Here is a 26,192-nt window from a genome sequence, read left to right as displayed (position 1 = left end):
CGCAGATCGAGTACTTCCTGGCCAACAGCCAGGCGAAGCTGCTGGTCATCGAGGCGCAGTACCTGCCGCGCCTGGCCACGGCCGATCTGGCCTGCACCGCGTTGCGACGGATCTGGGTGCTGGAAGGCGAGGGCGGCATGCCCGACCTCGACGTGCCGGGCCTGGTGGTCGAGCCCTGGCCGGCGGCCGGGGAGGAGGTCGCCGCCGCCGAGGTGGGCCCCGCCGACACGCTGGCCATCCTCTACACCTCCGGCACCACCGGCCCCTCGAAAGGCGTGCTGTGCCCGCATGCGCAGTACTACTGGTGGGGCGTCAACAGCCTGCGCGTGCTGGGCGTGCGCGCCGACGACGTGCTGTGCACCACGCTGCCGCTGTTCCACATCAATGCGCTCAACACCTTCGCCCAGGCCTGTCTGTCGGGCGCCGAGGTGGTGTTCGAGGGCCGCTTCTCCGCCTCGGGCTTCTGGCCGGCCATGCGGACCTGCGGCGCCACCGTGGTCTACCTGCTGGGCGCCATGGTGCCGATCCTGCTGGCGCAGCCGGAAGGCGCCGCCGAACGTGAGCACCGCGTGCGCATCGGCCTGGGCCCGGGCGTGCCGGGTGCGGCGGGTGAGGCCTTCGCGGCACGCACCGGCGTGCGCCTGCTCGAAGGCTATGGCTCCACCGAGACCAACTTCGTCATCGCCACCGCGTCCGACTCGCCGCGCGGCGGCGTCATGGGCTGGGTGCTGCCCGGCTTCGAGGCCCGCGTGGCCGACGAGCACGATGCCGAACTGCCCGACGGCCAGGCCGGCGAGCTGCTGCTGCGCGCACATGAGCCGCATGCCTTCGCCAGCGGCTACTTCAACATGCCCGACAAGACCGTCGAGGCCTGGCGCAACCTGTGGTTCCACACCGGCGATCGCGTGGTGCGCGAGGCCGACGGCGCCCTGCGCTTCGTGGACCGCATCAAGGACGCGATCCGCCGCCGGGGCGAGAACATCTCTTCCTTCGAGGTCGAGCAGGTGCTGCAGAGCCATCCGGCCGTGGCCACCGTGGCGGTGTATCCCGTGCGCTCCGAGCTGGCCGAAGACGAGGTGATGGCCGCGCTGATCCTGCGCGAGGGCCACGCCCCGGCACCGCAGGAGCTGGCCGAATGGTGCGAGGCGCGCCTGCCGTATTTCGCGGTGCCGCGCTGGTTCGACATCGTGGACGACCTGCCGCGCACCGAGAACGGCAAGGTGCAGAAGTACAAGCTGCGCGAGCGCGGCGTCACGTCCACCGCCTGGGAGCGGCCGCCGCAGGTGCGTGCCCGTCGGGCCTGAGCATGGCAGCGGTTCCTGACACCCTTGCCGTCACAGCCGGTCCAGTGCTTGCCGGCCGCGTGGCTCTGGTCACTGGTGCGGCCCAGGGCCTGGGCCTGGCCATCGCGCGGGCCCTCGGCGAGGCCGGCGCGCGGCTGGTGCTGGCCGATGCGCAGCCTGCCGTGCACGGGGTGGCCGAGCGCTTCGCCGCCGGCGGCCTGGCGGCCGGCGCGGTGGTGGCTGACGTCTCCACCGAGCCCGGCTGGCATCAGATGCTGCAGGCCGGCTGCGACGCGTGGGGCTTCGTCGACGTGCTGGTCAACAACGCGGCCCGCACGGCCTCCACTGCGCTGTGGGACATCGGCATCGAAGAATGGGATGCCCTCATGGCCGTCAACCTGCGCGGCTGCTTCCTGGGCTGCCGGGCGCTGGGTGCCCACATGCGCGCCCGCGGCCAGGGGGGACGGATCATCAACCTGGCCTCGCTCGCCGGACAGCAGGCGAGCGCCGCGACGGGCGTTCATTACGCCGCCTCCAAGGCCGGCATCCTGGCGCTCACGCGGGGCTTCGCCACGGAGCTGGCGGCCGACGGGATCACGGTCAACGCCATCGCGCCGGCCGCCATCCGCAGCCCTGCGCTGGAGGCCTTGGCGGCCGGCCGGCAGGAAGGACTGCTGAGCGCCATTCCGCTCGGCCGTTTCGGCAAGCCCGAGGAGGTCGCTGCAGCGGCGGTCTTTCTGGCCTCGGACGCGGGGGCTTTCATCACGGGCGCCACGCTGGACATCAATGGCGGGCGGCTGATGCGCTGATGGCTGATCTCGTGGCACACGGTCTTCTTTCGCCTGCGACCGACCGCCGCGCAGCCGGGAGCTGGCCCGCCCCGCGCGAGGTCAACCGCGCGCCCGGCGCCGACAGCCGAAGGCGGACCTGGCGGCTATGCTCGGCGGCAGGGAGCCGGCGTGCGCTGGCCGACGGGTTCGGGCGTGTTGGGGCGCTTGGGGACCCACGAGCGTGAGTGAAGACACAACAACAGGACACCCGAATGGCCACCCATTCCAAGCATTTCCGCCTGGTCGAGTCGCTGGGCGACGAGCACATCGGTCTGGAGGCCCGCGCCCAGGCCGACGACCACCTGGACACCAAGATCTGGCTGCGCCTCCTGGCCTGCAGCACGCAGATCGAGCAGCAGATCCGCCAGCAGTTGCGCACCCGTTTCGGCACCACGCTGCCGCGCTTCGACTATCTGGCCCAGCTCGACCGCTATCCGGAGGGGCTGCGGATGAACGTGCTGTCGCGCTACCTGATGGTGACCGGCGGCAATGTGACGGGCCTGACCGATCAACTGGTGAAAGAGGGCCTGGTCGAACGCATCGACGACCCCGAAGACCGCCGGTCCTGGCGCGTGTGCCTCACCGACAAGGGGCGCACGGACTTCGCCGCCATGGCGGCCGAGCACGAGAAATGGCTGATTGCCATGTTCCAGGGCCTGCCCGCAGGCAGCAAGGAAGCCCTGTACGAGCACCTGGGCCGCCTGCGGGTTCACCTGGTGCAGAAGCCCGCCGAGGCGGAAGGCGGGGCGGGGTCTGAGAAGCGCGCAGCGCGCAAGCCGCGCAAATGAAAATGCCCGCAGTGGCCGAAGTCACTGCGGGCATTCGCATGGATTGGTCGGAACGGCGGGATTCGAACTCGCGACCCTCTGCTCCCAAAGCAGATGCGCTACCAGGCTGCGCTACGTTCCGACAAGCCCGCCATTCTAGCGCTTCTGATACTGGGTCTTGCCGAACAGCATCTCGCGCGACTTGTCGTCGGTGATCGGCTTGCGGCGATCGGCCAGCACCTGCACGCCCCGCTGCACCGCCGGACGCGCCGCGATGCCGTCGAACCAGGCCTTGAGGGCCGGGTAATCGTCCATCTCCACGCCCTGGTTCTGCCAGCTGCGCAGCCACGGGAAGATGGCGATGTCGGCAATCGAGTATTCGGACCCGCCGACGAAGGCGCTCTTCTCCAGCCGCCGGTCGATGACGCCATACAGCCGCTTCGCCTCATTGGTGTAGCGCTCGATGGCATAGGGCAGCTTCTCGGGCGCATACATGCGGAAGTGGTGGGCCTGGCCCAGCATGGGGCCGACGCCGCCCATCTGGAACATCAGCCACTGCAGCACCTCGAAGCGGGCGCGGTCACCTTGGGGCAGCAACTGGCCGGTCTTGGCCGCCAGGTAGACCAGGATGGCGCCCGACTCGAAGAGCGAGATCGGTTGGCCGTCCGGCCCCACGGGGTCGGTGATCGCCGGGATCTTGTTGTTGGGGCTGATGGCCAGGAATTCGGGCGCGAACTGGTCGCCCTGGCCGATGTCGACCGCGTGCGCCCGGTAGGGCAGCCCGGTCTCCTCCAGCATGATGTGGACCTTGTGGCCGTTGGGCGTGGGCCAGGAATAGACGTCGATCACAGGTTGTTGGGTCATGGGCAGAGGGTTCCGTGGCAGGCGGGCCGCAGGATAGCGCCGCTCGGCCACCCGTGCAGACCGTCATGCAATTGCCACGGCTTCGACATGCGAGCTTCATCGGCGCGGCACAGACTGCGCGGCAATCCGAAAAGACCAAAGCCGCTCATGAAAGACCTGCCGACGCCCACCCTCGCACTGTCCCGCCTTGGTCTGCGCGAGACCTTGTGGCCCCAGTCGCCGCAGCTGCCCCAGCCCACCGTGGCCGGCGGCGTGACGGCCGCCTGGGCGCGTCACCAGGACGAAGTGCGCGAGGCCCAGCGCCTGCGCTACCGTGTCTTCGTGGAAGAGATGGGCGCGCGGCTGCCCACGCCGCTGCCGGGCCACGACGTGGACCTGTTCGACGACTTCTGCGAACACCTGCTGGTGCGCGCGGAGCCTGGCGGCGAAGTGGTGGGCACCTACCGCGTGCTCACGCCGGCCCAGGCGCGCCGCGTCGGCGGCACCTACAGCGACACCGAATTCGATTTGACCCGTCTGCGGGCCCTGCGTGAGCGCATGGTCGAGCTGGGACGCAGCTGCGTGCACCCGGACCACCGCCAGGGCGGCGTGATCCTGGCCCTCTGGGGTGCGCTGGCCGCCTTCATGCACCGCAACCGGCTCGACACCATGATCGGCTGCGCCAGCATCCCGATGCTGCAGAACGGCGTGCATGGGGGCGATGCGGCGGCCAGCATCTGGCGTCAAGTGTCGGTCACGCACATGGCGCCCATCCAGTACCACGTGCAGCCGCGTCTGCCGCTGCCGGTCGACCAGCTCGACGGCTCGCTGGACGTGGAGCCCCCTGCGCTCATCAAGGGCTATCTGCGCTTGGGCGCCAAGGTGCTGGGCGCCCCGGCCTGGGACCCGGACTTCAACACCGCCGACCTGCCGATGATGATGCGCCTGGCCGACCTGCCACCCCGCTATCGCCGGCACTTCCTCGGCGACTGAGAGGGAGCGACGCGCCACATGACAGTGTCATGACGGCGTCACATTCAAACATGACAATCGGATGACAGTCTTGCCTCTGTCCCTCGACCCCGACGTCATGCCTTTTTCCGATGAGTCTGTGCCGGCGCCGCTCGTGCCGGCCACAGCGCCCCTGCTGGACCGCGACCACAGCATCCTCGCCTTCAACCGGCGTGTCCTGAACTGGGCGGAACGTCCCGAGGTGCCGCTGCTGGAGCGGCTGCGCTACCTGTGCATCGTCTCGTCCAACCTCGATGAGTTCTTCGAGGTGCGGGCCGAGCCGCATGTGCGCGCCTGTCTGGAAGGGCAGGGCACCGGGCCCTACACCGCCGAATCTTTCGATGCCTTGTCGGCTGCGGCGCATTCGCTGGTGGCGCGCCAGTACCAGCTCTACAACGACGAGCTGCTGCCGGCCTTCGCCGAGCATGGCATCCACGTCATCTCCCATGGCAAGCGCAACGCGGCGCAGCGCAAGTGGGTGCAGGAATACTTCGAGCGTGAGGTGCGGCCTCTGCTGATCCCGGTGGCGCTGGACCCGGCCCACCCCTTCCCGCAGGTGGCCAACAAGTCGCTCAACTTCATCGTCAAGCTCGCGGGCAAGGACGCCTTCGGCCGCGAGAACCCCATCGCCATCCTGAAGGTGCCGCGCGTGCTGCCGCGGCTGATCCGCATGCCGGCCAAGGTGTCCGAAGGCAAGACGCTGGTGGTCGCGCTGTCGAGCATCGTCCGTGCGCATCTGCATGCGATGTTCCCGGGGCGGGAGGTGGGGCAGTTCTCGCAGTTCCGCGTCACGCGCCATTCCGACCTGGCCGTGGATGAGGAAGACGTCAAGAACCTGCGCACCGCCCTGCGCCAGGGCCTGCAGCACCGCAACTTCGGCCAGGCCGTGCGGCTGGAAGTGTCGGCCGACTGCGACGAGTCGCTCTGGAGCTTCCTGCTGGCGCAGTTCAACCTGCCGCAGGGCGCGCTCTACCGCGTGCCGGGGCCGGTGAACCTGGCGCGCTTCTCGCAGATGGTCGACCTGATCGACGAGCCGCGCTTCAAGGACCTGCGCTTCACGCCGTACCAGGCCTCCTACCCGATCAACCTGTCGACCGGCCAGTCCTTCTTCGACCGGCTGCAGCGCAGCGATGTGCTGATCCACCAGCCCTTCGAGAGCTTCGACGGCGTCATCGAATTCCTGCGCGAGGCGGTGGCCGATCCGCAAGTGCTGGCCATCAAGCAGACCATCTACCGCACCGGCTCCGACTCGGTGCTGATGGACCTGCTGCGCGAGGCTGTGCGCCGCGGCAAGGAAGTGATGGCCGTGGTGGAGCTCAAGGCCCGCTTCGACGAAGAGGCCAACATCAACTGGGCCGAGGTGCTCGAATCCATCGGCGCGCAGGTGGTGTACGGCGTGGTGGGCCTCAAGACCCACGCCAAGATGCTGTTGGTCACGCGCCGCGAAGGCCGCCACATCCGCCGCTACGGTCATCTCTCGACCGGCAACTACAACCCGCGCACGGCGCGGCTGTACACCGACATCAGCCACCTGACGGCCGACCCGCAGCTCACGGCCGACATGGATGCGCTCTTCGTGCATCTGGCCGGCCAGAGCCGGCTGCCCAGGCTGCACCGGCTGTGGGTGGCGCCCTTCGACCTGCACAAGAACCTGGTGGCCCGCATCGACGCCCTGGCCGAGGCGGCGGCCGAGGGCAAGACCACCCGCATCGTCGCCAAGATGAATGCGCTGACCGACGAGGCGCTGATCGCCGCGCTGCTGCGTGCGGGCAGCCGGGGCGTGAAGATCGACCTCATCGTGCGGGGGGCCTGCATGCTGCCGGCGCAGGTGCCGGGCGTGAGCGACAACATCCGCGTGCGTTCGATCATCGGCCGCTTCCTGGAGCATTCGCGGGTTTTCTACTTCCGCGTGGACGAGGACGAGAGCCTGTATCTCTCCAGTGCCGACTGGATGAATCGCAACATGATGCGGCGGGTGGAGGTGGCCTGGCCCGTCACGCATCCGGTGCTGCGCCAGCGGCTGATCGACGAATGCCTGGTGGCCTACCTGCACGACGGCTGCGATGCCTGGGAGCTGGAGGCGGACGGCCGCTACCAGCCCGTGGTTCGCAATCTGCATGCGGGCGAGCCCGGCGCCTCACGCGCCATCGAGGCGCATGGAGCGCAGGCCGCGCTGATGGGGCGCTATGCCTTCCGGGGCCGCAGTCCGGGCGGCTGAGCGGCCCGCCGCTCTCAAGGGAAAGACAAGACCATGGACCTGATCCTCTGGCGCCACGCCGAAGCCGAAGACTGGCACGAGGGCTGCGACGACCTGGCCCGCTCGCTCACGCCGCGCGGCGAGAAGCAGGCCAAGCGCATGGCGGCGTGGCTGGATCGGCAGTTGCCCGAGGGCACGCGCATCCTCTGCAGCCCGGCGCGCCGCTGCGAGCAGACCGTGCTGGCGCTGGGCCGCAAATACAAGCTGCGCGAGGAGATCGCCCCGCATGCGACCGGCGATGAACTGCTGACGGCGGCCGGTTGGCCGCATGGCAAGTCGGTGATCGTGCTGGTGGGCCACCAGCCGGCCCTGGGCCAGGCCGTGGCGCGTCTGCTGGGCCTTCAGCAGGACAGTTGCGCCGTGCGCAAGGGTTCGGTGTGGTGGCTGCGCACGCGCGAGCGCGATGGCGAGGAGCAGACGGTGATGGTCACGGTGCAGGCGCCGGAGCTGCTTTGACCGTCATCTTGCACCCTGGCTTCGACAGGCTCAGCCCGAACGGGGTTTGGTGGATCGAGCCGCGTTGAACGGCCCTGAAAGGCCCTGAAAGGCCCTGAAAGGCCCTGGGCGACTGGGCGACCCTGCGACGACCCCGGCGCGCGTTTTCAGTCGAGGTGCAGCGCGAGCAGCCAGCTCGTCTTCTGCCAGGCCAGCACTTCTTCGCGCAGCAGGTGCGCCGACTGGGGGTAGCGCTCCGCCCAGTCCTTGCGCGCCCGCACCGCAAAGCCGCGGGCGCCTGACAGTTCCACGGCCAGCGCATCGGCCTCCGGATCGCGCCGCGCGTGGCAGAGGATCACCGCCAGCCGCAGGGCCAGCAGCTGGGCAGCGAAGGTCTCGTCGGCCATCGAGGCTTCGACCTTGCGCAGCTTGCCCCGGTGGCCGAGCACCAGCTGGCTCAGGGCATGGGTCTCGTTGACCGCGAAGCCGGGCACGTCCACGTTGTCGAGGATGTAGGCGCCGTGCTTGTGGTAGTCGCTGTGCGAGATGTGCATGCCGATCTCGTGCAGCTGGGCCGCCCAGCGCAGCTTGCGCAGCGCCCGCCCTGCGCGGCTGGCGCTGGCGCCGCCACTGGCCTCGGGCACCAGCTGCACGAACAGTGCCGCGGCCGCGTCGCCCACCCGCCGCGCCTGGGCCGCGTCGGCGTCGAAGCGGTGCGCCAGCCGGGCCACCGTGCTGTCGCGCAGGTCGGCCACGCCGTCGTCGCGCTCCAGCAGTTCGTACAGCACACCGTGGCGCAGGGCGCCCTGGGCCACGCGCATCTCGTCGATGGAAAGCAGGTCGAACAGTGCCCGAAGCACGGCCAGGCCGCCACCGATCACCGGCTTGCGGTCTTCGCGCAGGCCGTCCAGGCGCAGGCGGTCGGCGCTGCCGGCCTTGAGCAGGCGGTCCAGCAGCCAGTCCAGGTCGGTGCGCGTGACCACGCCGGCACGTCCGCCGGCCGCCGCCACCAGATCACCGACGGCGCCGATGGTGCCCGAGGCGCCATAGGCCGTGTCCCACTGGTCGCGCGTGTAGTTGTTCAGGGCGTCGTCCATCACGGCCTTGGCGGCGATCTCGGCCACGCGGAAGGCGCTGGCCGAGAACTGACCGTCCGGAAAATGCTTCATCGACCAGGCGACGCTGCCCACCCGGTACGACTCGGTGGTCTGCGCCTGCAGGCCCGAGCCGATGATCATCTCGGTGGAGCGCCCGCCGATGTCCACCACCAGCCGGCGCTCGCTGTCGGCCACTTCGTTGCGCGGCAGCAGGTGCGCGACGCCCTGGTAGATCAGGCGGGCTTCCTCACGGCCGGGAATGACGTCGATGCCGAAGCCCAGCACGGTGCGGGCCCGCAGCAGGAATTCCTCGCGGTTGCGCGCCTCGCGCAGCGTCTGCGTGGCCACGGCACGCACCTGGGGGCGCTCGAAGCCGGCCAGCCGCTCGCCGAAGCGGGCCAGGGCATCCCAGCCGCGCTGCATGGCTTCGTAGGTCAGGTTGCGCGCGCTGTCCAGGCCGTTGCCCAGGCGTACCGTCTCCTTGAAGTATTCGGCGCGCTGGATCTGCCCGTGGTCCACGCGGCCGATCTCCAGGCGAAAACTGTTGGAGCCGAGATCAATGGCGGCCAGGCGCGTTCCGTTCTGCATACATCAAGGAGGGAAAAGTCGGCCCCGATGGTAGCGGCGGCAGGCTGGCGATCGTCCGCCGGCCGCATGACGAATTGATGACAGTGTCATGGTGTTCCAGACCGCCGAAGAGTTCATTTCCCTCGGAGATCGCGTGTCACATCGCTGTCATATGGCATTTCTACAGTCCGCGGCAGACCCCCGGACCCGGGGGTGGTGACCCCTTCGGAAAGGAAGACCATGAAGTCCGTGTTTCAAATTGCCGCCGCAGGCCTGACCCTCGCCGCTTTCGCACATGTGCCCGCCTTCGCCCAGGAAGCCACCGGCGCCGGCGCCAGCTTCCCGGCGCCGCTGTATGCCAAGTGGGCCTCCGATTTCAACAAGGCCACCGGCATCAAGATCAACTACCAGTCGGTCGGTTCCGGCGCCGGCATCAAGCAGATCGAGGCCAAGACCGTCGACTTCGGCGCCTCCGACGCGCCGCTGAAGGACGCCGAGCTGGAGTCCAAGGGCCTGCTGCAATTCCCCACCGTGATCGGTGGCGTGATCCCGGTCGTGAACATCCAGGGCATCAAGGCCGGCGAGCTCAAGCTGAGCGGCCAGGTGCTGGGCGACATCTACCTGGGCAAGATCGCCAAGTGGAACGATCCCGCCATCAAGGCCCTGAACCCTTCGCTGAACCTGCCCGACGCCGCCATTGCGCCGGTGCGCCGCGCCGATGGCTCCGGCACCAGCTTCCTGTTCACCAACTACCTGTCGAAGGTGAACGCCGAGTGGAAGGACAAGGTCGGTGAAGGCACCGCCGTGAACTGGCCCACCGGCGCCGGCGGCAAGGGCAACGAGGGCGTCGCGGCCTTCGTGAGCCGCCTGCCCAACTCGATCGGCTATGTCGAGTACGCCTACGTCAAGCAGAACAAGATGACCTACGCCCTGCTGCAGAACGCGGCCGGCAAGTTCGTCTCGCCCGAAGACACCGCCTTCAAGGCCGCCGCCGCCGGCGCCGACTGGAACAAGAGCTTCTATCAGGTGCTGACCAACCAGCCCGGCGACGGCTCGTGGCCTATCACCGGTGCCACCTTCATCCTGATGCACAAGCAGCAGGACAAGCCGGCCCAGGGCACCACCGTGCTCAAGTTCTTCGACTGGGCCTACAAGAACGGCGACAAGACCGCCGACGACCTCGACTACGTGCCCATGCCCGACGCCGTGAAGGCCACGATCCGCAAGTCGTGGGAAGGCATCAAGGACGGCTCGGGCAAGGTCGTCGCCTCGCACTGACCCCGGCCCCCCTCGGGATTCCATAACTAAGACAAACCAGGAACAGGGAGCCGCATGACCCGCATCGCTGCCGAGTCGACGGTGCGGGTCGATGCGCGCCCGCAGGAGGTTCACACCGTGTCATCCACTCTCACTGCCGACGGCCGGGGGCTCGAAGCGCCGGCCGAACGCACCCGCCCCGCGGTGCCGCCGCCGGTCAAGCGCGCCCGCTCCGGTCCGATGGCCGATCTGCTCTTCGGCTGGGCCGCCAAGGGCGCCGCGCTGCTGACGCTCGCACTCTTGATCGGCATCCTCGTCTCGCTCGTCATCGGCGCCTGGCCGGCCATCGCCAAGTACGGCCTGGGCTTTCTGACCAGCAGCGTCTGGGACCCGGTGCAGGAGGAGTTCGGCGGCCTGGTGATGATCTACGGCACGCTGGCGACCTCCATCATTGCCCTGCTGATCGCGGTGCCGGTGAGCTTCGGCATCGCGCTTTTCCTCACCGAACTCTCGCCCAGCTGGCTCAAGCGCCCGCTGGGTACGGCCATCGAGTTGCTGGCCGCCGTGCCCTCCATCGTGTACGGCATGTGGGGCCTGCTCGTCTTTGGCCCCATCCTGGCCACCTATGTGCAGCAGCCGCTGCAGAAGCTGCTGACCGGCGTGCCCGTGCTGGGCGCGCTGGTGGCCGGCCCGCCCGTGGGCATCGGCATTCTGTCGGCCGGCATCATCCTGGCCATCATGATCATTCCCTTCATTGCCTCGGTGATGCGTGACGTGTTCGAGGTCACGCCGCCGATGCTGAAGGAGTCGGCCTATGGCCTGGGCGCCACCACCTGGGAGGTGGTGAGCAAGGTCGTACTGCCCTACACCAAGGCCGGCGTGGTCGGCGGCATCATGCTCGGCCTGGGCCGTGCGTTGGGCGAGACCATGGCCGTGACCTTCGTCATCGGCAACATGAACCAGCTCGATTCGCTGTCCCTGTTCCAGGCGGCCAACAGCATCACCTCCGCGCTGGCCAACGAATTCGCCGAAGCCGGCGCCGGTCTTCACCAGGCCGCGCTGATGTACCTGGGCCTGGTCCTGTTCTTCATCACCTTCGTCGTGCTGTCGCTCTCCAAGCTGCTGCTGGCCCGCATGAAGAAGAGCGAAGGAGCCCGTTCGTGAGCACCCCCAGCCCCACCAGTACCTCCCAGCAACTGCTGGCCGCCCAGGCCCTGGCCCGCACCCGCGAGGCCAAGTACGCCCGCCGCGCGCGCATCAACCAGGTGGCCCTGGCCCTGTCGCTGGCCGCCATGGCCTTCGGCGTGTTCTGGCTGATCTGGATCCTCTGGCAGACGCTGTACCTCGGCATCGGCGGCCTGTCCCTGGCCACCTTCACCGAGATGACGCCCCCGCCCAACGAGGCCGGCGGCATCCTGAACGCCATCTTCGGCTCGCTGGTGATGGTCGGCGTGGCCACCTTCGTCGGCACGCCCATCGGCATCATGGCCGGCATCTACCTGGCGGAATACAACCCGCATGGCTGGCTGTCGTCGGTGATCCGCTTCGTCAACGACATCCTGCTGTCGGCGCCGTCGATCGTGATCGGCCTGTTCGTCTACTCACTGGTGGTGGCCCAGTTCAAGTCCTTCTCGGGCCTGGCCGGTTCGATCGCGCTGGCGCTGATCACCATCCCGGTGGTGATCCGCACCACCGAGAACATGCTGCAGCTGGTGCCCCCGGGCCTGCGCGAGGCGGCCTACGCCCTGGGCACGCCCAAGTGGAAGGTGATCCTCTCGATTACGCTGCGTGCGGCCCGTGCCGGCGTCGTGACCGGCATCCTGCTGGCCGTGGCCCGCATCGCCGGCGAGACCGCACCGCTGCTGTTCACCGCGCTGAACAACCAGTTCTGGACGGCCGACGTCACGCAGCCGATGGCCAGCCTGCCCGTCACCATCTTCAAGTTCGCGATGAGCCCGTACGAGAACTGGCAGCAGCTGGCCTGGGCCGGCGTGTTCCTGATCACCGTCGCCGTCCTCGCCCTCAACATCCTGGCCCGCGTGCTCACACGCGGCAAAAACTGATACCGAGAAGAGCCAAGCCATGGTTGCTACCGTCTCCACCCCCCCGCGCTCCAAGATCGCCGTCAAGGACCTGAACTTCTATTACGGCAAGTTCCACGCGCTCAAGGGCATCAACCTCGACATCCCCGAGAACAAGGTCACCGCCTTCATCGGTCCTTCGGGCTGCGGCAAGTCCACGCTGCTGCGCACTTTCAACCGCATGTTCGAGCTCTACCCCGAGCAGCGCGCCGAAGGTGCCATCGAGCTGGACGGCGAGAACCTGCTGACCTCCAAGCAGGACGTCGCCCTGGTGCGTGCCAAGGTCGGCATGGTCTTCCAGAAGCCCACGCCCTTCCCGATGTCGATCTACGACAACATCGCCTTCGGCGTGAAGCTGTTCGAGAACCTGTCCGCCTCCGACATGGACGACCGCGTCGAATGGGCGCTCAAGAAGGCCGCCCTGTGGACCGAGGTGCGCGACAAGCTGCACCAGAGCGGCTCGGGCCTCTCCGGCGGTCAGCAGCAGCGCCTGTGCATCGCCCGCGGCATCGCCATCAAGCCCGAAGTGCTACTGCTGGACGAGCCCTGCTCGGCGCTGGACCCGATCTCCACCGCCAAGATCGAAGAGCTGATCGCCGAGCTCAAGGACGAATACACCGTGGTCATCGTGACCCACAACATGCAGCAGGCGGCCCGCTGCAGCGACTACACGGCCTACATGTACCTGGGGGACCTCATCGAGTTCGGCGCGACCGAGCAGATGTTCTTCAAGCCCCAGCGCAAGGAGACCGAGGACTACATCACCGGCCGCTTCGGCTGATGCCGCAGGGAGACACAGCGATGGCTGACAAGCATCTTTCCACCCAGTTCGACAGCGAACTCAACGGCGTGTCCTCGCGCGTCATGGAACTCGGCGGCATGGTCGAGTCCCAGATCCGCCAGGCCGTCTATGCGCTGCTGCAGTTCGACACCGACGCCGCCGAGCGCGTGATCGAGACCGAGCCGCGCGTCAACGCGATGGAGATCGAGATCGACCGCGAGCTCTCGTCCATCATTGCCCGCCGCCAGCCGACGGCGCGCGACCTGCGCCTCTTGATCGCCATCTCCAAGACCACGGCCAACCTGGAGCGCGTGGGTGACGAGGCGAACAAGATCGCCCGCATGGTCAAGTCGATCATCGAGAGCGGCTCGGCCCGTGCGCTGCCTTGCTCCGAGCTGCGCATCGCCGCCGACCTGGCCTCGGGCCTGCTGCGCAAGGCGCTGGACGCCTTCGCGCGGCTCGACACCGCCGGTGCACTGTCGATCCTCAAGGAGGACGACCTCATCGATGCCGAGTTCGACGGCTTCGTGCGCAAGCTGGTCACCTACATGATGGAAGACCCGCGCACCATCTCGCCCAGCCTGGACCTGCTGTTCCTGGCCAAGGCCATCGAGCGCATCGGCGACCATGCGAAGAACATCGCCGAGTTCATCATCTACATCGTCAAGGGTGAGGACGTGCGGCACACTTCGATGCAGGACATCGAGAGCGCGTTGAAGTGAGGGCCCCCCAGGCTGCGCGCTTCGCGCTTCGCCAACCCCCCGCAGGGGGGCGCACCCGGCGGCCTGGCAAAGCCAGTTCCGCGGGTGCCCTGGCGTGGCCTGCTCCGCGGCCTCCGGAACCGGGGCTGGTCGTCGCGTTCTGGCGTTAGGTACTCAGCCGCGGACCTGGACAAACAACATGAAGAAACCTCGTGTACTGATCGTGGAGGACGAGTCCTCCATCGCCGAGCTGCTGGCGGTGAACCTGCGGCACAACGGCTTCGAGCCCATCTGGGCCGAGGACGGCGTGAGCGCACAGCGCGAGATCGATGCGGTGCTGCCCGACATGATCCTGCTGGACTGGATGCTGCCGGGCCAGAGCGGCTTGCAATTGGCGCGGCAGTGGCGCCGCGACGCCCGCACGAAGCAGGTGCCGATCCTGATGCTCACCGCCCGCGGCGACGAGCCCGACAAGGTGGCCGGCCTGGACGCCGGCGCCGACGACTACATCACCAAGCCCTTCTCCACGCAGGAGATGCTGGCCCGCATCCGCGCCGTGCTGCGCCGCCGCGCGCCCGAGGCCGTGGTCGAGCGGCTGGAAGCGGGCGAGCTGGTGCTGGACACCGCGACCCATCGCGTGACCTGGCAGGGCTCCGCCCTCAAGATGGGCCCGACCGAATTCAAGCTGCTGGCCTACCTGATGCAGAACGCCGAGCGCGTGCACAGCCGCTCGCAGCTGCTCGACAAGGTATGGGGCGACCACGTCTTCATCGAAGAGCGCACGGTGGACGTCCACGTCAAGCGCCTGCGCGAGTCGCTGGGCGCCGCCGCAAGCATGGTCGAGACCGTGCGTGGCGCCGGCTACCGCTTCACCGTCCAGGCGACCGTCTGATCGGCCTGGAGGCGGGCCGCCGGATGCGCCGGCCGCCGCCCGTCTTCCTTCCTTCCATCTGTGCGCGACTTTGCCCGCGGGCCCGCCGAGACGGTGCCTGCCGATAATCCATGGCCATGCCCGGTCGTCTAGCCGCCTTTGTCTGCCTGTCCGCCGCAGGCGCCGCCGCTGCGGGTTTCCTGATGGGATGGCGCCTGGTCTGGGTCGGGGCCTGGGCGGGCGCGCTGGGCTGGCTGGTGCTCGACATGCTGCGGGCCCACCGCCTGATCCAGGCGATGCGCAACGATGCGCTGGGGCTGCCGCCCGGCCGCTTCGGCCTGTGGGGCGAGCTGTCGGACCGCATACGGCGGGCGCTGCGCCTGCGCGAGCAGCAGACCCAGCAGGCCGAGCAGCGTCTGCAGGAGTTCCTCGCCGCCATCCAGGCCTCGCCCAACGGCGTGGTGCTGGTGGATGAGGAAGGCCGCATCGAATGGTGCAACCAGACCGCCGGCGTCCACCTGGGGCTGGATGTGGAACGCGACCTGCAGCAGCTCATCGCCAACCTGGTGCGCGATCCCGCCTTTATCGGCTACCTGGCGTCGTGGAACTACAGCCGTGAGGTGGTCATCGACGCGCCGGTGGCGTCGCGCTCCGCCTCCGGACAGCCGATGCGGCTGTCGGTGCAGGCGCATCCCTACGCGGGCAACCGCCGGATGCTGCTCACGCGCGATATCACGGCGCTCGAAAAGGCCGAGGAGATGCGGCGCGACTTCGTCGCCAACGTGTCGCACGAGATCCGCACGCCCCTGACCGTGCTCACCGGCTTCGTCGAGACGTTGCAGACACTGCCGCTGGACGCCGACGAGCGGGCGCGCTACCTGGGCCTAATGGGCCAGCAGGCCCAGCGCATGGGCACGCTGGTGGCCGACCTGCTCACGCTGTCGCGCCTCGAAGGCAGTGCGGCGCCGCCGGTCAACCAGTGGACGCGCATGCGGGCGTTGATGGCCCATTGCGAGGACGAGGCGCGCGGCCTCTCGGGGCGCATCGCCTCGCAGCCGCACAAGCTGTTCTTCGCGCTCGAGGCCGATTCGGAGGTCTCCGGCGTGCCGACCGAGCTCCAGAGCGCCATGTCCAACCTCGTGACCAATGCGGTACGCTACACGCCCGGCGGCGGTGAGGTGGTCGTCACCTGGCGCCTGCTGTCCGACGGCCGTGGCGAATTCATGGTGCGCGACATCGGCCCGGGTGTGGCCGCCGAGCACATTCCGCGGCTGACCGAGCGCTTCTACCGCATCGACCGCAGCCGCTCGCGCGAGACGGGCGGCACGGGCCTGGGGCTTGCCATCGTCAAGCACATCGCGCAGCGACATGGCGCGCAACTGCGCATCGAGAGCGAGGTGGGCAAGGGCTCGCGTTTTTCCATCACCTTCCCGGCCACCCGCGTGCGCGAGGTGAGAGCGCGCCTGGCGGCTTCGGCGTCCGCGCCCGCCGCCTGAGCCTCAGTCGACCGGCCAGCGCTGGCGCACCTCGGCCAACCGGGGTGCGATCGACAGAAACAGCGTGACGAGCGTGGGATCGAAATGCCGGCCGGACTCGTTGCGGATGTATTCCAGCGCGCGTTCGGTCGTCCAGGGCTCCTTGTAGGGGCGGCGCGAGGTCAAGGCGTCGAAGACGTCGGCGATGGCCACGATGCGGGCCTCCAGCGGGATCGCCTCGCCGCGGAGGCCGTGCGGGTAGCCGGTGCCGTCCCATTTCTCGTGGTGCGACAGCGCGATGGCGCGCGCCATGGTGAGGATGTCGGAGCTGTCGTTGCCGATGATCTCGGCGCCGATGAGGGGATGGCGCCGCATGACGTCCCACTCACGGCTGTCCAGCGGGCCCGCCTTGCGCAGCAGTGCATCGGGAATGCCGATCTTGCCGACGTCGTGCATGGGCGCGGCATTCAGCAGATCGTCGGCCCATTCCTGCGTGCTGCCGGCCGCCAGCGCCAGCTCCCGCGCATAGTGGCTCATGCGGATGACGTGCATGCCGGTCTCGTTGTCGCGGTACTCGGCGGCGCGGCTGAGCCGCTGAACGATCTGCAGTCGGGTGTGATGCAGCTCCTCGGCGCGCACCAGCGACAGATGCGTGCGCACGCGGGCGCGCACCACCGGTGGGTAGAGCGGCTTGGTGATGTAGTCGACCGCCCCGGCCTCGAGGCCCAGGGCTTCGCCCTGACTGTCGGCGCGGGCAGTGCAGAAGATCACCGGAATGCGGTCGGTCGCCGGGTCCTCCTGCAGGATGCGGCAGACCGCGTAGCCGTCGAGCTCCGGCATCATGATGTCGAGCAGGATCAGGTCGGGCCGGTGCTCGCGCGCGAGCTGAAGCGCACGCCGTCCATCGGTGGCGAACACCAGGCGGTAGTCGGCCTGCAGCGCCAGGCGCAGCACCTGCAGGTTGGAGGGTTCGTCGTCCACCAGCAGCAGGCAGGGCCGCGGGCGCCGCAGCGCTGCGGCCGATGCCGCTGCGTCGGCTGGCGCCGCTGCATCGGGCGGCGATGCCGCAGCGGCGGCCGGGGGGGCCGCCAGCTCTGGCGTCTGAGGCGCGACAGCCTCGCCCACGAGTTGCTCGGCGGGCAGTGGGCGGAAGAACTCATGGCGCTCTCGGCCACGGGCTTCCAGCCAGGCCCGGACCAGGCCACGCGGCAGCAGCACAGGCATCCGGTGCTCCTGGCCGATCGCGCCGTAGCGCGCCATCAGCGGGTGGTCGTCCGCATTGATGGTGAACAGGGCGAAGCTCAGCTGTCGCACGCCGTTGTCGTCCAGCCAGCTGCTCCACAGGCCGGCCATGCACAGCGCATGGCCGTCGCGACGGCTGATGCGTGCGAATTGCGGGGCGCGGGGGTCGACCCGGAAATCCTGGACGTAGAGGGCGGCGGCCGGCACCACGCAGAGCTGGTCCCGGCTCCAGGCGTTGGCGTAGGGGCCCTTGCGCACCTCATCGTCACGGACGAGGGCGGTTCGCAGGCGCAGTGCCGCCTCCATGCCCCCACGCCGGCCATCCGCCACAACCAGGCCCCAACGACCTGTACCGACCACCGGCCCGCCCGCCTGCTTGTGAATGAAGGCGCCCTGGCCGCCGGGCAGCACCTCGTCCGCAGGGGCCGCCGGGATCTCCAGCGGCGTGCTCTGTCGAAGATCGCGCGAAAGCACATCCCAGTGGCGATCTTGAGCGGGAGCGTATCGGGAGATCATCGCTATTGAGCATAAGCGTTTGACGGGAGTGGTCTGTCAGCCAAGACGCATCGCGCCGCTCGGGGCCCATGACGGCGACGCGCTCCGCCGGCCACTCGGCGACGGGAATCGATATCCGACTTAAATGATTGGTTTCTCTGTGGGGGCTGAAAACCGTCGCTATACTCTAAGGCTTCCTTCCCCGATAGCTCAGTCGGTAGAGCGCCGGACTGTTAATCCGTAGGTCCCTGGTTCGAGCCCAGGTCGGGGAGCCAAACGAAGCACTTGGTGGTTGTCACCAAGCCGCTCAGAAAGCCCGCCCAGTGCGGGCTTTTTGCTTTCTTGCGCGGGTTGCGGAGTGTAGATGCCTCGGCCGCCGGCTCAGAGGGCTTACGGGAGCCCTCGTTCCTCCCGGCATCTGATTCCCCAGCCCTGCCATCGCGCTCAGCGCCAGCACCTGCATCACCCCCCCACTTTGATCAAGCGGCCCGAAGTGGTCTCGCCCAGGGCCAGGCCGTCGATCTGTGGGCCCGAGAGCCACTGGTCGTGCTCCACGGCGGCCTGGTAGACAGGGGCAGCACGGCATAGGCGTCGTCGAAGCGGATGGAGCCCAGCTTGAGCCAGAAGATCCGGGCGCAGGTGAAGCTCATGGGCGGTGCCGGCGCGCACGCGGAGGGCGAAGTGGTCATCGGTGTTCGAAGGGCGGCGCAGGCGGAACTGCCTGGAAAGAGGCCGGATTGCCACAGCCGTGCAGCGGTGGTCGGCCGATATGATCCCTACCGCTTTCTGACCGCCACCCCCCTTGTCAACCGTCCCTTTGCCGCAGCTTCCGTCGACCGACGCCCAGACCGCGGCGGATTCCGAAGTGGTGCGCCGCGTGCTCGACAGCGCCGCGCGCCTGCTGGTGCTGGTGGTGGCCAATGTGCTGATCGCCGTGGCCGTGTGGGAAGAGCTGCCGCCGGCCATCGTCAGCGTGTGGTGCGTGCTGGTGGCCGCACACCTGCTGCTGCGGCGACATGCCCTGCGCGCGGCGGCCATGGACGTGCTGCCGCTGTCCGGCAAGCTGCGCCTTTTCGTGGCCTATGGGCTCGTGGCGGGTGGGCTGCAGGTGCTGCCGGTGCTGGGCTTCCCGTGGCTCGGCGAAACCGCGCGGGCCTACCTGTCGATCATCCTCATGGGGCTGAGCACCGGCACGGTGGCCAGCTGCAGCGGTCATCCCAGGCTGTGCAGCGCCTATTGCATCCCGGTGCTCGGCGGCCTCGTCGTGGCCTGGCTGCTCTCGCCATCGGCGGCCGGCGCCAGCGGCTTCATCGACCGCGCCATCGGCGTGCTCATCCTGCTGTTCATGGGCATCCTGGGCATGGTAGCGCGCAACAGCTACCAGACCCTGCTGGATGCCCATGCGGTGCGGCTGCGCGAGCGCGAACTCAACGCGCGGCTCCAGGAGGCGCTGGCGCGGGAGCGCGAGGCCGGCCAGTCGAAGACCCGCTTCCTGGCCTCCGCCAGCCACGATCTGCGGCAGCCCCTGCACACGCTGTCGATGCTGGCGGCCACGCTGGTGCTGCGGCCGCTGGACGAACGCAGCCGCGCCATCGCCACCCTGATGGCGCAGGTGAGCGAATCCCTCAATGCCCAGCTCGATGGGCTGCTGGATGTCTCGCGGCTCGATGCCGGCGTGGTGCGGGCGCAGATGGGGCCGGCGCCGCTCAGGCCGCTGCTGGAGCGCTACTTCGACGAGGTCCAGGCCGCTGCCCGTGACGCGGGCATCGTCGTGAAGCTCCACGGGCGCTTGCCCGAGGACGCCGCCGTGCGCACCGACGCGGCGCTGCTGCAGCGCGTGCTGCGCAACCTGGTCGGCAACGCGCACAAGTTCACGCCCCGCGGTGGCGAGGTCCGCATCGAGGCCGAGGCCGCCGCCAACCCGGAACGCATCGAGCTGCGGGTCGTGGACACCGGCATCGGCATTGCCCCCGAGCATCACGCACAGGTGTTCCAGGAGTTCTTCCAGGTCGGCAACGACGAACGTGACCGCTCCAGGGGCCTCGGGCTGGGCCTGTCGATCGTGGCCCGGCTGGTGGCGTTGCTGGACATCGACCTGTCCCTGCAGTCCTCACCCGGCCAGGGCAGCTGCTTCGTGCTGCGCCTGCCCGCGGTGGCGCCGGCCGCACCCGCGCCGGAGCCGGCCGCGCCGGTCGAGCGCCAGCGGCCGGCCTCGCAGGCGCTGCATGTGCTGGTGGTGGACGACGAGAAGGACGTGCGCGCCAGCACCTGCCTGCTGCTGGGCGAACTGGGTTGCGACTGCCGCTCGGCGGCCGACCCGGACGAGGCCGCGAACGCGATGGACACGCAGGCGCCCGACCTGGTGCTGGCGGACTTTCGGCTGGGCGGCGGCGCCAGCGGCCTGCAGGTCCTGGCCGAGGCACGCCGGCGCTGGCCTGCGCTGCCGGTGGCGCTGGTCAGCGGGGACATCGCCCCCGACCGGCTGCGCGAGGCCGAGGACGCGGGCGTGCGCCTGCTGCACAAGCCGCTCGCGCTGGCCGCCCTGAAGGCGCTGCTCGACGAGGCCGCCGCCGCGCGCACCGGGCGCTGAAGCGCCGCACCCGCGTCGGCGCCTCAGCGGCGACCGATGTCCCCGCCCACGCTCACGCCCAACTGCGCGGCGCGGAACACCGCCTCGGTCCGGTTGCGTGCGCCCAGCACCCGGAAGGCCGTCGACAGGTGCGCCTTGACGGTGCCCTCGGCCAGATTCGTCTCGCGGGCGATGACCTTGTTCGACTTGCCCTGGATCGCCTTGAACAGCACCGTCAGCTGGCGCTCGGTCAGGCCCAGCCGGTCGCCCCAGCCTGCGGTGGCGGCATCCGTCGGTGCCGCCGCCGGGCGCAGGCTGGGCGCGGGCGCCGCCGGCGACTCGGGCCACAGGCCCGGCAGCAGCTGCGGCGGCAGGTAGCAGCCGCCGGCCAGCACCAGACGCAGCGCTGCCAGCAGCACGGCGGGCGTGGAGGACTTGGGCACGTAGCCCATGGCGCCGGCATCGATGGCCGCGCGGATCGACTCCGTCCCTTCCTCGCCCGAGAGCAGCACGGTAGGGACCTCCTCGAAGCAGGCGCGGACCTGCGCCAGTGCGTCCAGCCCGGTCGGGCCGGGCAGGTTGAAGTCGAGCAGTACCAGGTCGAAGGGCCCACCCAGGCCCAGCGCTTCGTTCACCGAACGGGCCGTGACGCAGTCGACGTCGGGCGCCAGCTCCGCCAGCAGGAAGGTCATGCCCTGGGCAAACAGCGGATGGTCGTCGATGAGCAGCACACGCACAGGCAGACAGCCCGGGGTCGGCGGGCGCAGGGCGACAGAGGATGGGCGGAAGGTAGACGAGGAAGGGGCGCTCGGCAATCCCTCGCCGCGCCACGCGAAGGCGATGGCGGCACGGCCATTCGTCTTGGCCGTCCGGCGTAGGACTGGCCGCATGGCCTGCCTCCCGAATTTGTAGGAGGGCAGGATCGATACGAAACGCAAACATCGTGTCCTGATCTTGGCCTCGCCAAGGTGTGGACATCCGGCCAGTGCCAGAAAAACAAACAAACGTAAAAAATTCCTGGCTGGAGTCGTTGCACCCAGGCGGTCACGTGGACCGTCGGGGCCAGAAGGTGGAAATGCATGGGGCATGGCCGGTGGGCGCGTTGCCCGGGGCCTTCCCACCTTTGCAGGAGTCGGGGGAAATCCATGGATACGCGTGTCAAGGGCAAAGGCCAACCCAGCAATCGTCGTGAGCAAGGCACCGCGGTATCGGCGCAGCCGGTGCCGACATTGCGGACGCTCACCGAGCGCATTCGTCAGGCCCTGGCCGTGCGGCGCGCGCCGCGAGCGGGCGGCGCAGCGCTGCCCCGGCCCACCTTCGAATCCTTCGAGCCGCGGGTGCTGCTGGCGGCCGATCCCGTGGTGCCGCGGGTCGACGGCAACCTGGATGTGGCGGGCGAGGTCGACCGCTACAGCTTCACCGTCGCGCAGGACGTGCGCATCGTCTTCGACTCGCTGACGTCCAACGGCAACATGCGCTGGACGCTGCAGGGCCCGGCGGGCAACCTGGTGGACGACCGGGGCTTCACCAACAGCGATTCCTACGACGTGGGCGGCGACGTCGCCATGAACCTGCGGCCGGGCGACTACACGCTGTCGGTGCGCGGCGTGGGCGACACCACCGGGGCCTATGCCTTCCGGCTGCTCAACCTGGCCAACGCGACGCCGCTCACCCTCGGGCAACAGGCCAGTGGCCGGCTCGACCCGGGCAACGAAACCGACGCCTTCTCCTTCGCCGCCACTGCAGGCCAGTCGGTGTACCTCGACATGCAGGCCATGAGCGGTGGCGACGCCAGCTGGCGGCTGATCGACCCCTTCGGCCGCAACCTGGGCAACGTGCGCTCCCTCGGCGACGATCTCGGCCGCGTCGAGCTGCCCTACGACGGCAACTACACCCTGCTGGTCGAGGGCCGAACCTGGCAGTCCACGCCGATCGACTACCGCTTCCAGCTCCATGCCGTGCAGGACGCGAAGGAGCAGCCCCTGGTGCCCGGCGAGCCCCAGGGCATGGAGGCCCGCCGCATCGCAGTCGACACGGGCAGCGCCCTGCAGCTCAACGGCCTGCAGCAGGTGCGCGCCGATGTCGATCCCTCGCTGGACTTGCGGCGCACGGTCACCATGGAGGCCTGGGTCCGGGTCGACCGCTTCGACGCCACCTGGACACCGCTGATCCACAAAGGCACCGGCGCCATCGGCGAGCGCACCTATTCGCTCTGGCTGCGCAACGACGGCGCGGTGCACCTGAGCACCTTCGACGGCAGCGAGCAGGTGGCCACCACGCAGGGCGGGCTGATCGACACCGGCACCTGGCACCACATCGCCGCCGTGATCGACCGCAACGCCGGCAGCATGCGCGTGCTGGTCGACGGCGTGGAAAGCGCCAGCAGCGACGTGCGCAGCGGTGACGCCATCGACAGCAGCGCCCAGCCACTGACCCTCGGTTACCCGGTGGAGGACGACAGCTCGTACGGCGGCCTGGTGGGGGCGGTGCACGACGTGCGCGTCTGGTCGGTGGCGCGCAGCAACGAGGACATCGTCGCCACCATGGCCGCTGCGCTCGATGGCACGCAGGCCGGCCTCGTGCTGAACCTGCGCTTTGCCGAGGAGGACGGCAACACCCTGATCAACACCGTGGCCGCGGCAGGTGCGCCGCAGGCCAGCCTCGTCGCCGCGGTGGAAGGCGCTGTGGCGCGGCGCTTCGAGGCGCCGGGGCAGGTCGTCGAATACCGCTTCACGCTCGCCAACGCACAGCGCCTGTACTTCGACAGCCTGAGCGGCAACGGCAACCTGCGCTGGAGCCTCAGCGGCCCGCGGGGCGAGGTGGTGACCGACCGCCGCTTCGACAGCAGCGATGCCGACCAGGGCCCTGGCGTGCTCGCGCTGCCGGCGGGTGACTACACGCTGCGGGTGCGCAGCGTCAACGACGGCGCGCAGGACTTCGCCTTCCGCCTGCTGCCGCTGTCCGAGGCCAGCGTCGTTGCCCTCGACACCGAGGTCGAGGCCGTCCTGGGCACGTCCCGGCAGACGCAGGCCTTCCAGTTCCAGGCCCGCGAGGGCGAGCGCTTTTTCTTCGACAGTCTCGGCCGCTCCGGCACCGACTTCGTGTGGCGCCTGATCGATCCGCTGGGCCGGCTCATCTTCGGGCCTACGGCTTTCTGGCAGGACGTGCAGACGTCGGAGCTGGGCGTGGCCGGTGTCTATACGCTGCTGCTCGAAGGCCGTTCCTGGGCCAGCGGCACGAGCCGCGGCACCTTCGCCGTGCGCAAGGTGGTCGACGAGGAGCGCGCCCTGTCGCCCGGTGGGCGCATGAGCGGCGGCCTCTTCATGCCCGGGCAGAAGCAGCGCTTCACCCTGCATGTCGAGCGCTCCGGCACCTTCGTGCTGGACGGCATCGGTGCCGATTCGGGCGCCTTCCGCTGGCGCGTGGACAGCGCGGCCGGCACGGTGATGGCGCCGCGCTCGCTGCGCGACGACGGGCCCCAGGTGCTGAACCTGGCGCCGGGCGACTACGTGCTGACCATCGATGGCGACGGCGACACCGCGGGTCGCTTCGACTTCGTGTTGCTCGACCTGGCCGAGGCGACCGCGCTGGACGCGCAGGGCAAGGGTTTCGCCAACCTCGATCAGGGCACCCAGCTGCAGCGCTACGCCTTCGACGCCCAGGCGGGCGACCTCGTGCGCTTCACGCCGCTGAGCACCACCGGGGTCGCCCCCAACTGGTGGCTGATCGACCCGAGCGGCCGGCCCGTGTTCGGCCCGGCAGGCTTCTACACGCAGGACCTCACGCTGCAGGCCACCGGCCGCTACGTGCTGCTGACCGACGGCCCGTCCTATGCGACCGACCCGGCGACCTATGCCTTCCAACTGGTGACACAGGGCAACACGCCGCCCGAGCCGCTCACCGGCCAGGCCATCGACCTGGGCGGCACCGTCACCGGCAACCTGGCCAGCCCGGGCGATGTGCGCGATTTCGTCTTCACCATCGATGCGCCCGTGCGGCTGCTCTTCGATGGGCTCAGCCAGAACGGCGCCTTCCGCTGGCAGCTCGACGGCCCGCGCGGCCAGGAGTCGCCCTCGCGCGACTTCGGCAGCAGCGACTCCTACTACGCCGGCGCCGAGGAGGGACTGGCGCTGGTGTTGCCGGGCACCTATCGCGTGCGCGTGTCCGGCAGCGGCGCCACGGGCGACTTCGCCTTCCGGTTGCTGGACGTGGCCCAGGCCCAGTCGCTGACGCTGGGCGACAGCGTCACCGCCACCCTGGCGCCTGCCAATGCCACGGCGCTCTACGCCTTCGACGCCGCCGCCGGCGACCGGCTGTTCTTCGATGCGCAGAACGGCACGGTGGGCGCCTACTGGCGGCTGTTCGATCCGCTCGGCCATGTGGTGCGCGCCTACGGCTACACCTACTACGACACCGGTGACATCGCGCTGACCGCCACCGGCCGCTACACCCTCGCCATCGAGGGCTACTACGCGGAAGGCGGGGCCTCCGGCAGCGTGCAGTTCGCCTTGCATGCCGCGCGCGACCAGACCGCCGCCCTGGTGCCGGGCCAGCGCGTGGACGGACGCATCGCTGCGCCCGGCGAACGTCGCATCTACGAATTCAGCCTGGACGGCGAGCACCAGATGTACCTCGACGCCCTGGCCGGCTCGGGCCTGCGCTGGCGCCTGCTGAGCGGCACCGGCGAAGTGCTCACGGACCAGAACTTCGACTACGGCGACGGCTACTACGGCCCCGGCGTGTTCGACCTTCCCGCGGGCGACTACCGGCTGGTGGTCGACGGTGGCGGCGGCGCGGGCACCGGCGATTTCGCCTTCCGCCTGCTGGACCTGGCCTCGGCGCAGTCGGTCGTGCCCGGCACCGCCTACAGCGGCCAGCGCGACCCGGCGTCGGGCGCGGTGCTGCTGGCCTTCGACGCGCAGGCCGGCCAGCGCTTCTACTTCGACGCCCAGGCAGGCGACTACAACGACAACTGGCGGTTGGTCGACCCCTACGGCCGCACCGTGTGGGGCCCGACCGACCTGCGCAACGACGTGGACGTCACCACCCTGGCGCTGGCCGGCCGCTACACGCTGATCGTGGACGGCTATTCCAGCCAGACGGGCACGGCGGCCTTCGGCTTCAACGTCCTGCCCGTGGCCGACGACACGGCCACGGTCGGGCTGGGCGAGGCCGTGGCCGGCCGCATCGAGCAACTGGGCGAGCGCGACATCTACACCATCGAGATCACCGCCGACACGCTGGCCTATTTCGACAGCCGCACCAACGACGGCAGCCTGCGCTGGTCGCTCAAGGGCCCGCGCGGCGACGTGGTGGGCAGCACCGGTTTCAACGGCAGCGACTGGTACTACGGGCCGGGCGTCATGTCGCTGGCGGCGGGCACCTACACCCTCACGGTCGACGGCTCGGGCGCGGCCATCGGCGACTACCGCTTCCGCCTGATGGACCTGGCGCAGGCGGGCGAACTGCAGTCCGGTGTGGCCGTGGACGGCAGCCGCAGCCCCGGCGCCGCGGCCCAGGCCTGGCGCTTCGACGCGCAGGCCGGCGACCGCCTGTTCCTGGACCTGCTGACCAACAGCGACGGCAACACGACCTGGCGACTGATCGACCCCTATGGCAACACCGTCTGG

General features: G+C 69.4%; 19 protein-coding genes, 2 tRNA genes and 1 pseudogene. 16 read left to right on the top strand and 6 right to left on the bottom strand.

Going from position 1 to position 26,192, the window contains the following annotated elements:
- From QZ772_RS05455 to QZ772_RS05445, 3 genes are all read left to right on the top strand, one after another.
- Positions 1–1,304, top strand: a 1,304-nt coding sequence (locus QZ772_RS05455) for an AMP-binding protein (protein WP_295523829.1), incomplete at its 5' end; no start/stop codon positions are given.
- 59 nt (positions 1,305–1,363) lie between these two features.
- A complete protein-coding gene (locus QZ772_RS05450) occupies positions 1,364–2,092 on the top strand; it encodes an SDR family NAD(P)-dependent oxidoreductase (protein WP_295523827.1) in 729 nt (242 codons plus the stop codon).
- A 233-nt stretch (positions 2,093–2,325) separates the two neighbouring features.
- Positions 2,326–2,901, top strand: coding sequence for a MarR family transcriptional regulator (locus QZ772_RS05445; RefSeq protein ID WP_295523825.1), 576 nt, complete (start codon positions 2,326–2,328; stop codon positions 2,899–2,901).
- Between the two features lie 44 nt (positions 2,902–2,945).
- Here QZ772_RS05445 and QZ772_RS05440 read toward each other — a convergent pair.
- Together QZ772_RS05440 and QZ772_RS05435 are read right to left on the bottom strand one after the other, a co-directional pair.
- Positions 2,946–3,022 (bottom strand) — tRNA-Pro (locus QZ772_RS05440).
- A 14-nt stretch (positions 3,023–3,036) separates the two neighbouring features.
- Positions 3,037–3,729 (bottom strand): glutathione S-transferase C-terminal domain-containing protein, encoded by a 693-nt coding sequence (locus QZ772_RS05435; protein WP_295523836.1) that lies wholly within the window; start codon positions 3,727–3,729, stop codon positions 3,037–3,039.
- A 162-nt stretch (positions 3,730–3,891) separates the two neighbouring features.
- On the opposite strand from QZ772_RS05435, the gene QZ772_RS05430 reads away from it, so the two are divergent.
- The 3 genes from QZ772_RS05430 to QZ772_RS05420 all read left to right on the top strand — a co-directional run bounded on the left by QZ772_RS05430 (position 3,892) and on the right by QZ772_RS05420 (position 7,447).
- On the top strand, positions 3,892–4,716 hold the full coding sequence (locus tag QZ772_RS05430) for a GNAT family N-acyltransferase (protein ID WP_295523823.1): 825 nt from the start codon (positions 3,892–3,894) through the stop codon (positions 4,714–4,716).
- Between the two features lie 97 nt (positions 4,717–4,813).
- Complete coding sequence (ppk1, locus tag QZ772_RS05425; protein WP_295523821.1) at positions 4,814–6,952, top strand: polyphosphate kinase 1; 2,139 nt, start codon at positions 4,814–4,816, stop codon at positions 6,950–6,952.
- Between the two features lie 33 nt (positions 6,953–6,985).
- Positions 6,986–7,447 carry a histidine phosphatase family protein gene (locus QZ772_RS05420; RefSeq protein ID WP_295523819.1) on the top strand — a complete coding sequence of 154 codons (462 nt, stop codon included), beginning with the start codon at positions 6,986–6,988 and terminating at the stop codon, positions 7,445–7,447.
- 146 nt (positions 7,448–7,593) lie between these two features.
- Here QZ772_RS05420 and QZ772_RS05415 read toward each other — a convergent pair whose 3' ends face one another.
- On the bottom strand, positions 7,594–9,111 hold the full coding sequence (locus QZ772_RS05415; RefSeq protein ID WP_295523817.1) for a Ppx/GppA phosphatase family protein: 1,518 nt from the start codon (positions 9,109–9,111) through the stop codon (positions 7,594–7,596).
- Positions 9,112–9,330: 219 nt separating this feature from the next.
- On the opposite strand from QZ772_RS05415, the gene pstS reads away from it, so the two are divergent.
- The 7 genes from pstS (at position 9,331) to phoR (ending at position 16,277) form a co-directional block, all read left to right on the top strand.
- Positions 9,331–10,368, top strand: coding sequence for a phosphate ABC transporter substrate-binding protein PstS (gene pstS / locus QZ772_RS05410; RefSeq protein ID WP_295523815.1), 1,038 nt, complete (start codon positions 9,331–9,333; stop codon positions 10,366–10,368).
- Positions 10,369–10,587: 219 nt separating this feature from the next.
- Positions 10,588–11,511: a phosphate ABC transporter permease subunit PstC gene (pstC, locus tag QZ772_RS05405; RefSeq protein ID WP_294371819.1), complete on the top strand. Its 924-nt coding sequence runs from the start codon at positions 10,588–10,590 to the stop codon at positions 11,509–11,511.
- Between the two features lie 32 nt (positions 11,512–11,543).
- Positions 11,544–12,410, top strand: a complete 867-nt coding sequence (pstA, locus tag QZ772_RS05400) for a phosphate ABC transporter permease PstA (RefSeq protein ID WP_295523833.1) — start codon at positions 11,544–11,546, stop codon at positions 12,408–12,410.
- Between the two features lie 19 nt (positions 12,411–12,429).
- A complete protein-coding gene (gene pstB, locus QZ772_RS05395; protein WP_295523813.1) occupies positions 12,430–13,209 on the top strand; it encodes a phosphate ABC transporter ATP-binding protein PstB in 780 nt (259 codons plus the stop codon).
- A 20-nt stretch (positions 13,210–13,229) separates the two neighbouring features.
- Entirely contained in the window at positions 13,230–13,931 is a 702-nt protein-coding gene (phoU, locus tag QZ772_RS05390) for a phosphate signaling complex protein PhoU (RefSeq protein WP_295523811.1), read from the top strand.
- A 178-nt stretch (positions 13,932–14,109) separates the two neighbouring features.
- Positions 14,110–14,802: a phosphate regulon transcriptional regulator PhoB gene (gene phoB, locus QZ772_RS05385; RefSeq protein WP_295523809.1), complete on the top strand. Its 693-nt coding sequence runs from the start codon at positions 14,110–14,112 to the stop codon at positions 14,800–14,802.
- Positions 14,803–14,918: 116 nt separating this feature from the next.
- The gene (phoR, locus tag QZ772_RS05380; RefSeq protein ID WP_295523808.1) at positions 14,919–16,277 is read left to right on the top strand and encodes a phosphate regulon sensor histidine kinase PhoR; all 1,359 of its coding nucleotides are present in this window, start codon (positions 14,919–14,921) and stop codon (positions 16,275–16,277) included.
- A gap of 3 nt (positions 16,278–16,280) precedes the next feature.
- Here phoR and QZ772_RS05375 read toward each other — a convergent pair whose 3' ends face one another.
- The gene (locus QZ772_RS05375) at positions 16,281–17,267 is read right to left on the bottom strand and encodes a two-component system response regulator (protein ID WP_295523831.1); all 987 of its coding nucleotides are present in this window, start codon (positions 17,265–17,267) and stop codon (positions 16,281–16,283) included.
- A gap of 111 nt (positions 17,268–17,378) precedes the next feature.
- Positions 17,379–18,014, bottom strand: a pseudogene (locus QZ772_RS05370) (SOS response-associated peptidase family protein); the annotation flags it as partial.
- Positions 18,015–18,192: 178 nt separating this feature from the next.
- On the opposite strand from QZ772_RS05370, the gene QZ772_RS05365 reads away from it, so the two are divergent.
- Together QZ772_RS05365 and QZ772_RS05360 are read left to right on the top strand one after the other, a co-directional pair.
- Positions 18,193–18,268 (top strand) — tRNA-Asn (locus tag QZ772_RS05365).
- A gap of 527 nt (positions 18,269–18,795) precedes the next feature.
- Complete coding sequence (locus tag QZ772_RS05360) at positions 18,796–20,583, top strand: ATP-binding protein (protein ID WP_295523806.1); 1,788 nt, start codon at positions 18,796–18,798, stop codon at positions 20,581–20,583.
- Between the two features lie 23 nt (positions 20,584–20,606).
- Here the strand turns inward: QZ772_RS05360 and QZ772_RS05355 are convergent, their stop codons facing one another.
- Positions 20,607–21,299 carry a response regulator transcription factor gene (locus QZ772_RS05355; protein WP_295523804.1) on the bottom strand — a complete coding sequence of 231 codons (693 nt, stop codon included), beginning with the start codon at positions 21,297–21,299 and terminating at the stop codon, positions 20,607–20,609.
- A 408-nt stretch (positions 21,300–21,707) separates the two neighbouring features.
- On the opposite strand from QZ772_RS05355, the gene QZ772_RS05350 reads away from it, so the two are divergent.
- Positions 21,708–26,192: LamG domain-containing protein (locus QZ772_RS05350; protein ID WP_295523801.1), on the top strand; the 4,485-nt coding region annotated here is incomplete at its 3' end.

Origin of the sequence: uncultured Pseudacidovorax sp. (assembly GCF_913773995.1) — a bacterium.
In the GTDB taxonomy this organism is placed as follows: domain Bacteria; phylum Pseudomonadota; class Gammaproteobacteria; order Burkholderiales; family Burkholderiaceae_C; genus Xenophilus.
This window is presented reverse-complemented; position numbering and strand designations above follow the sequence as displayed.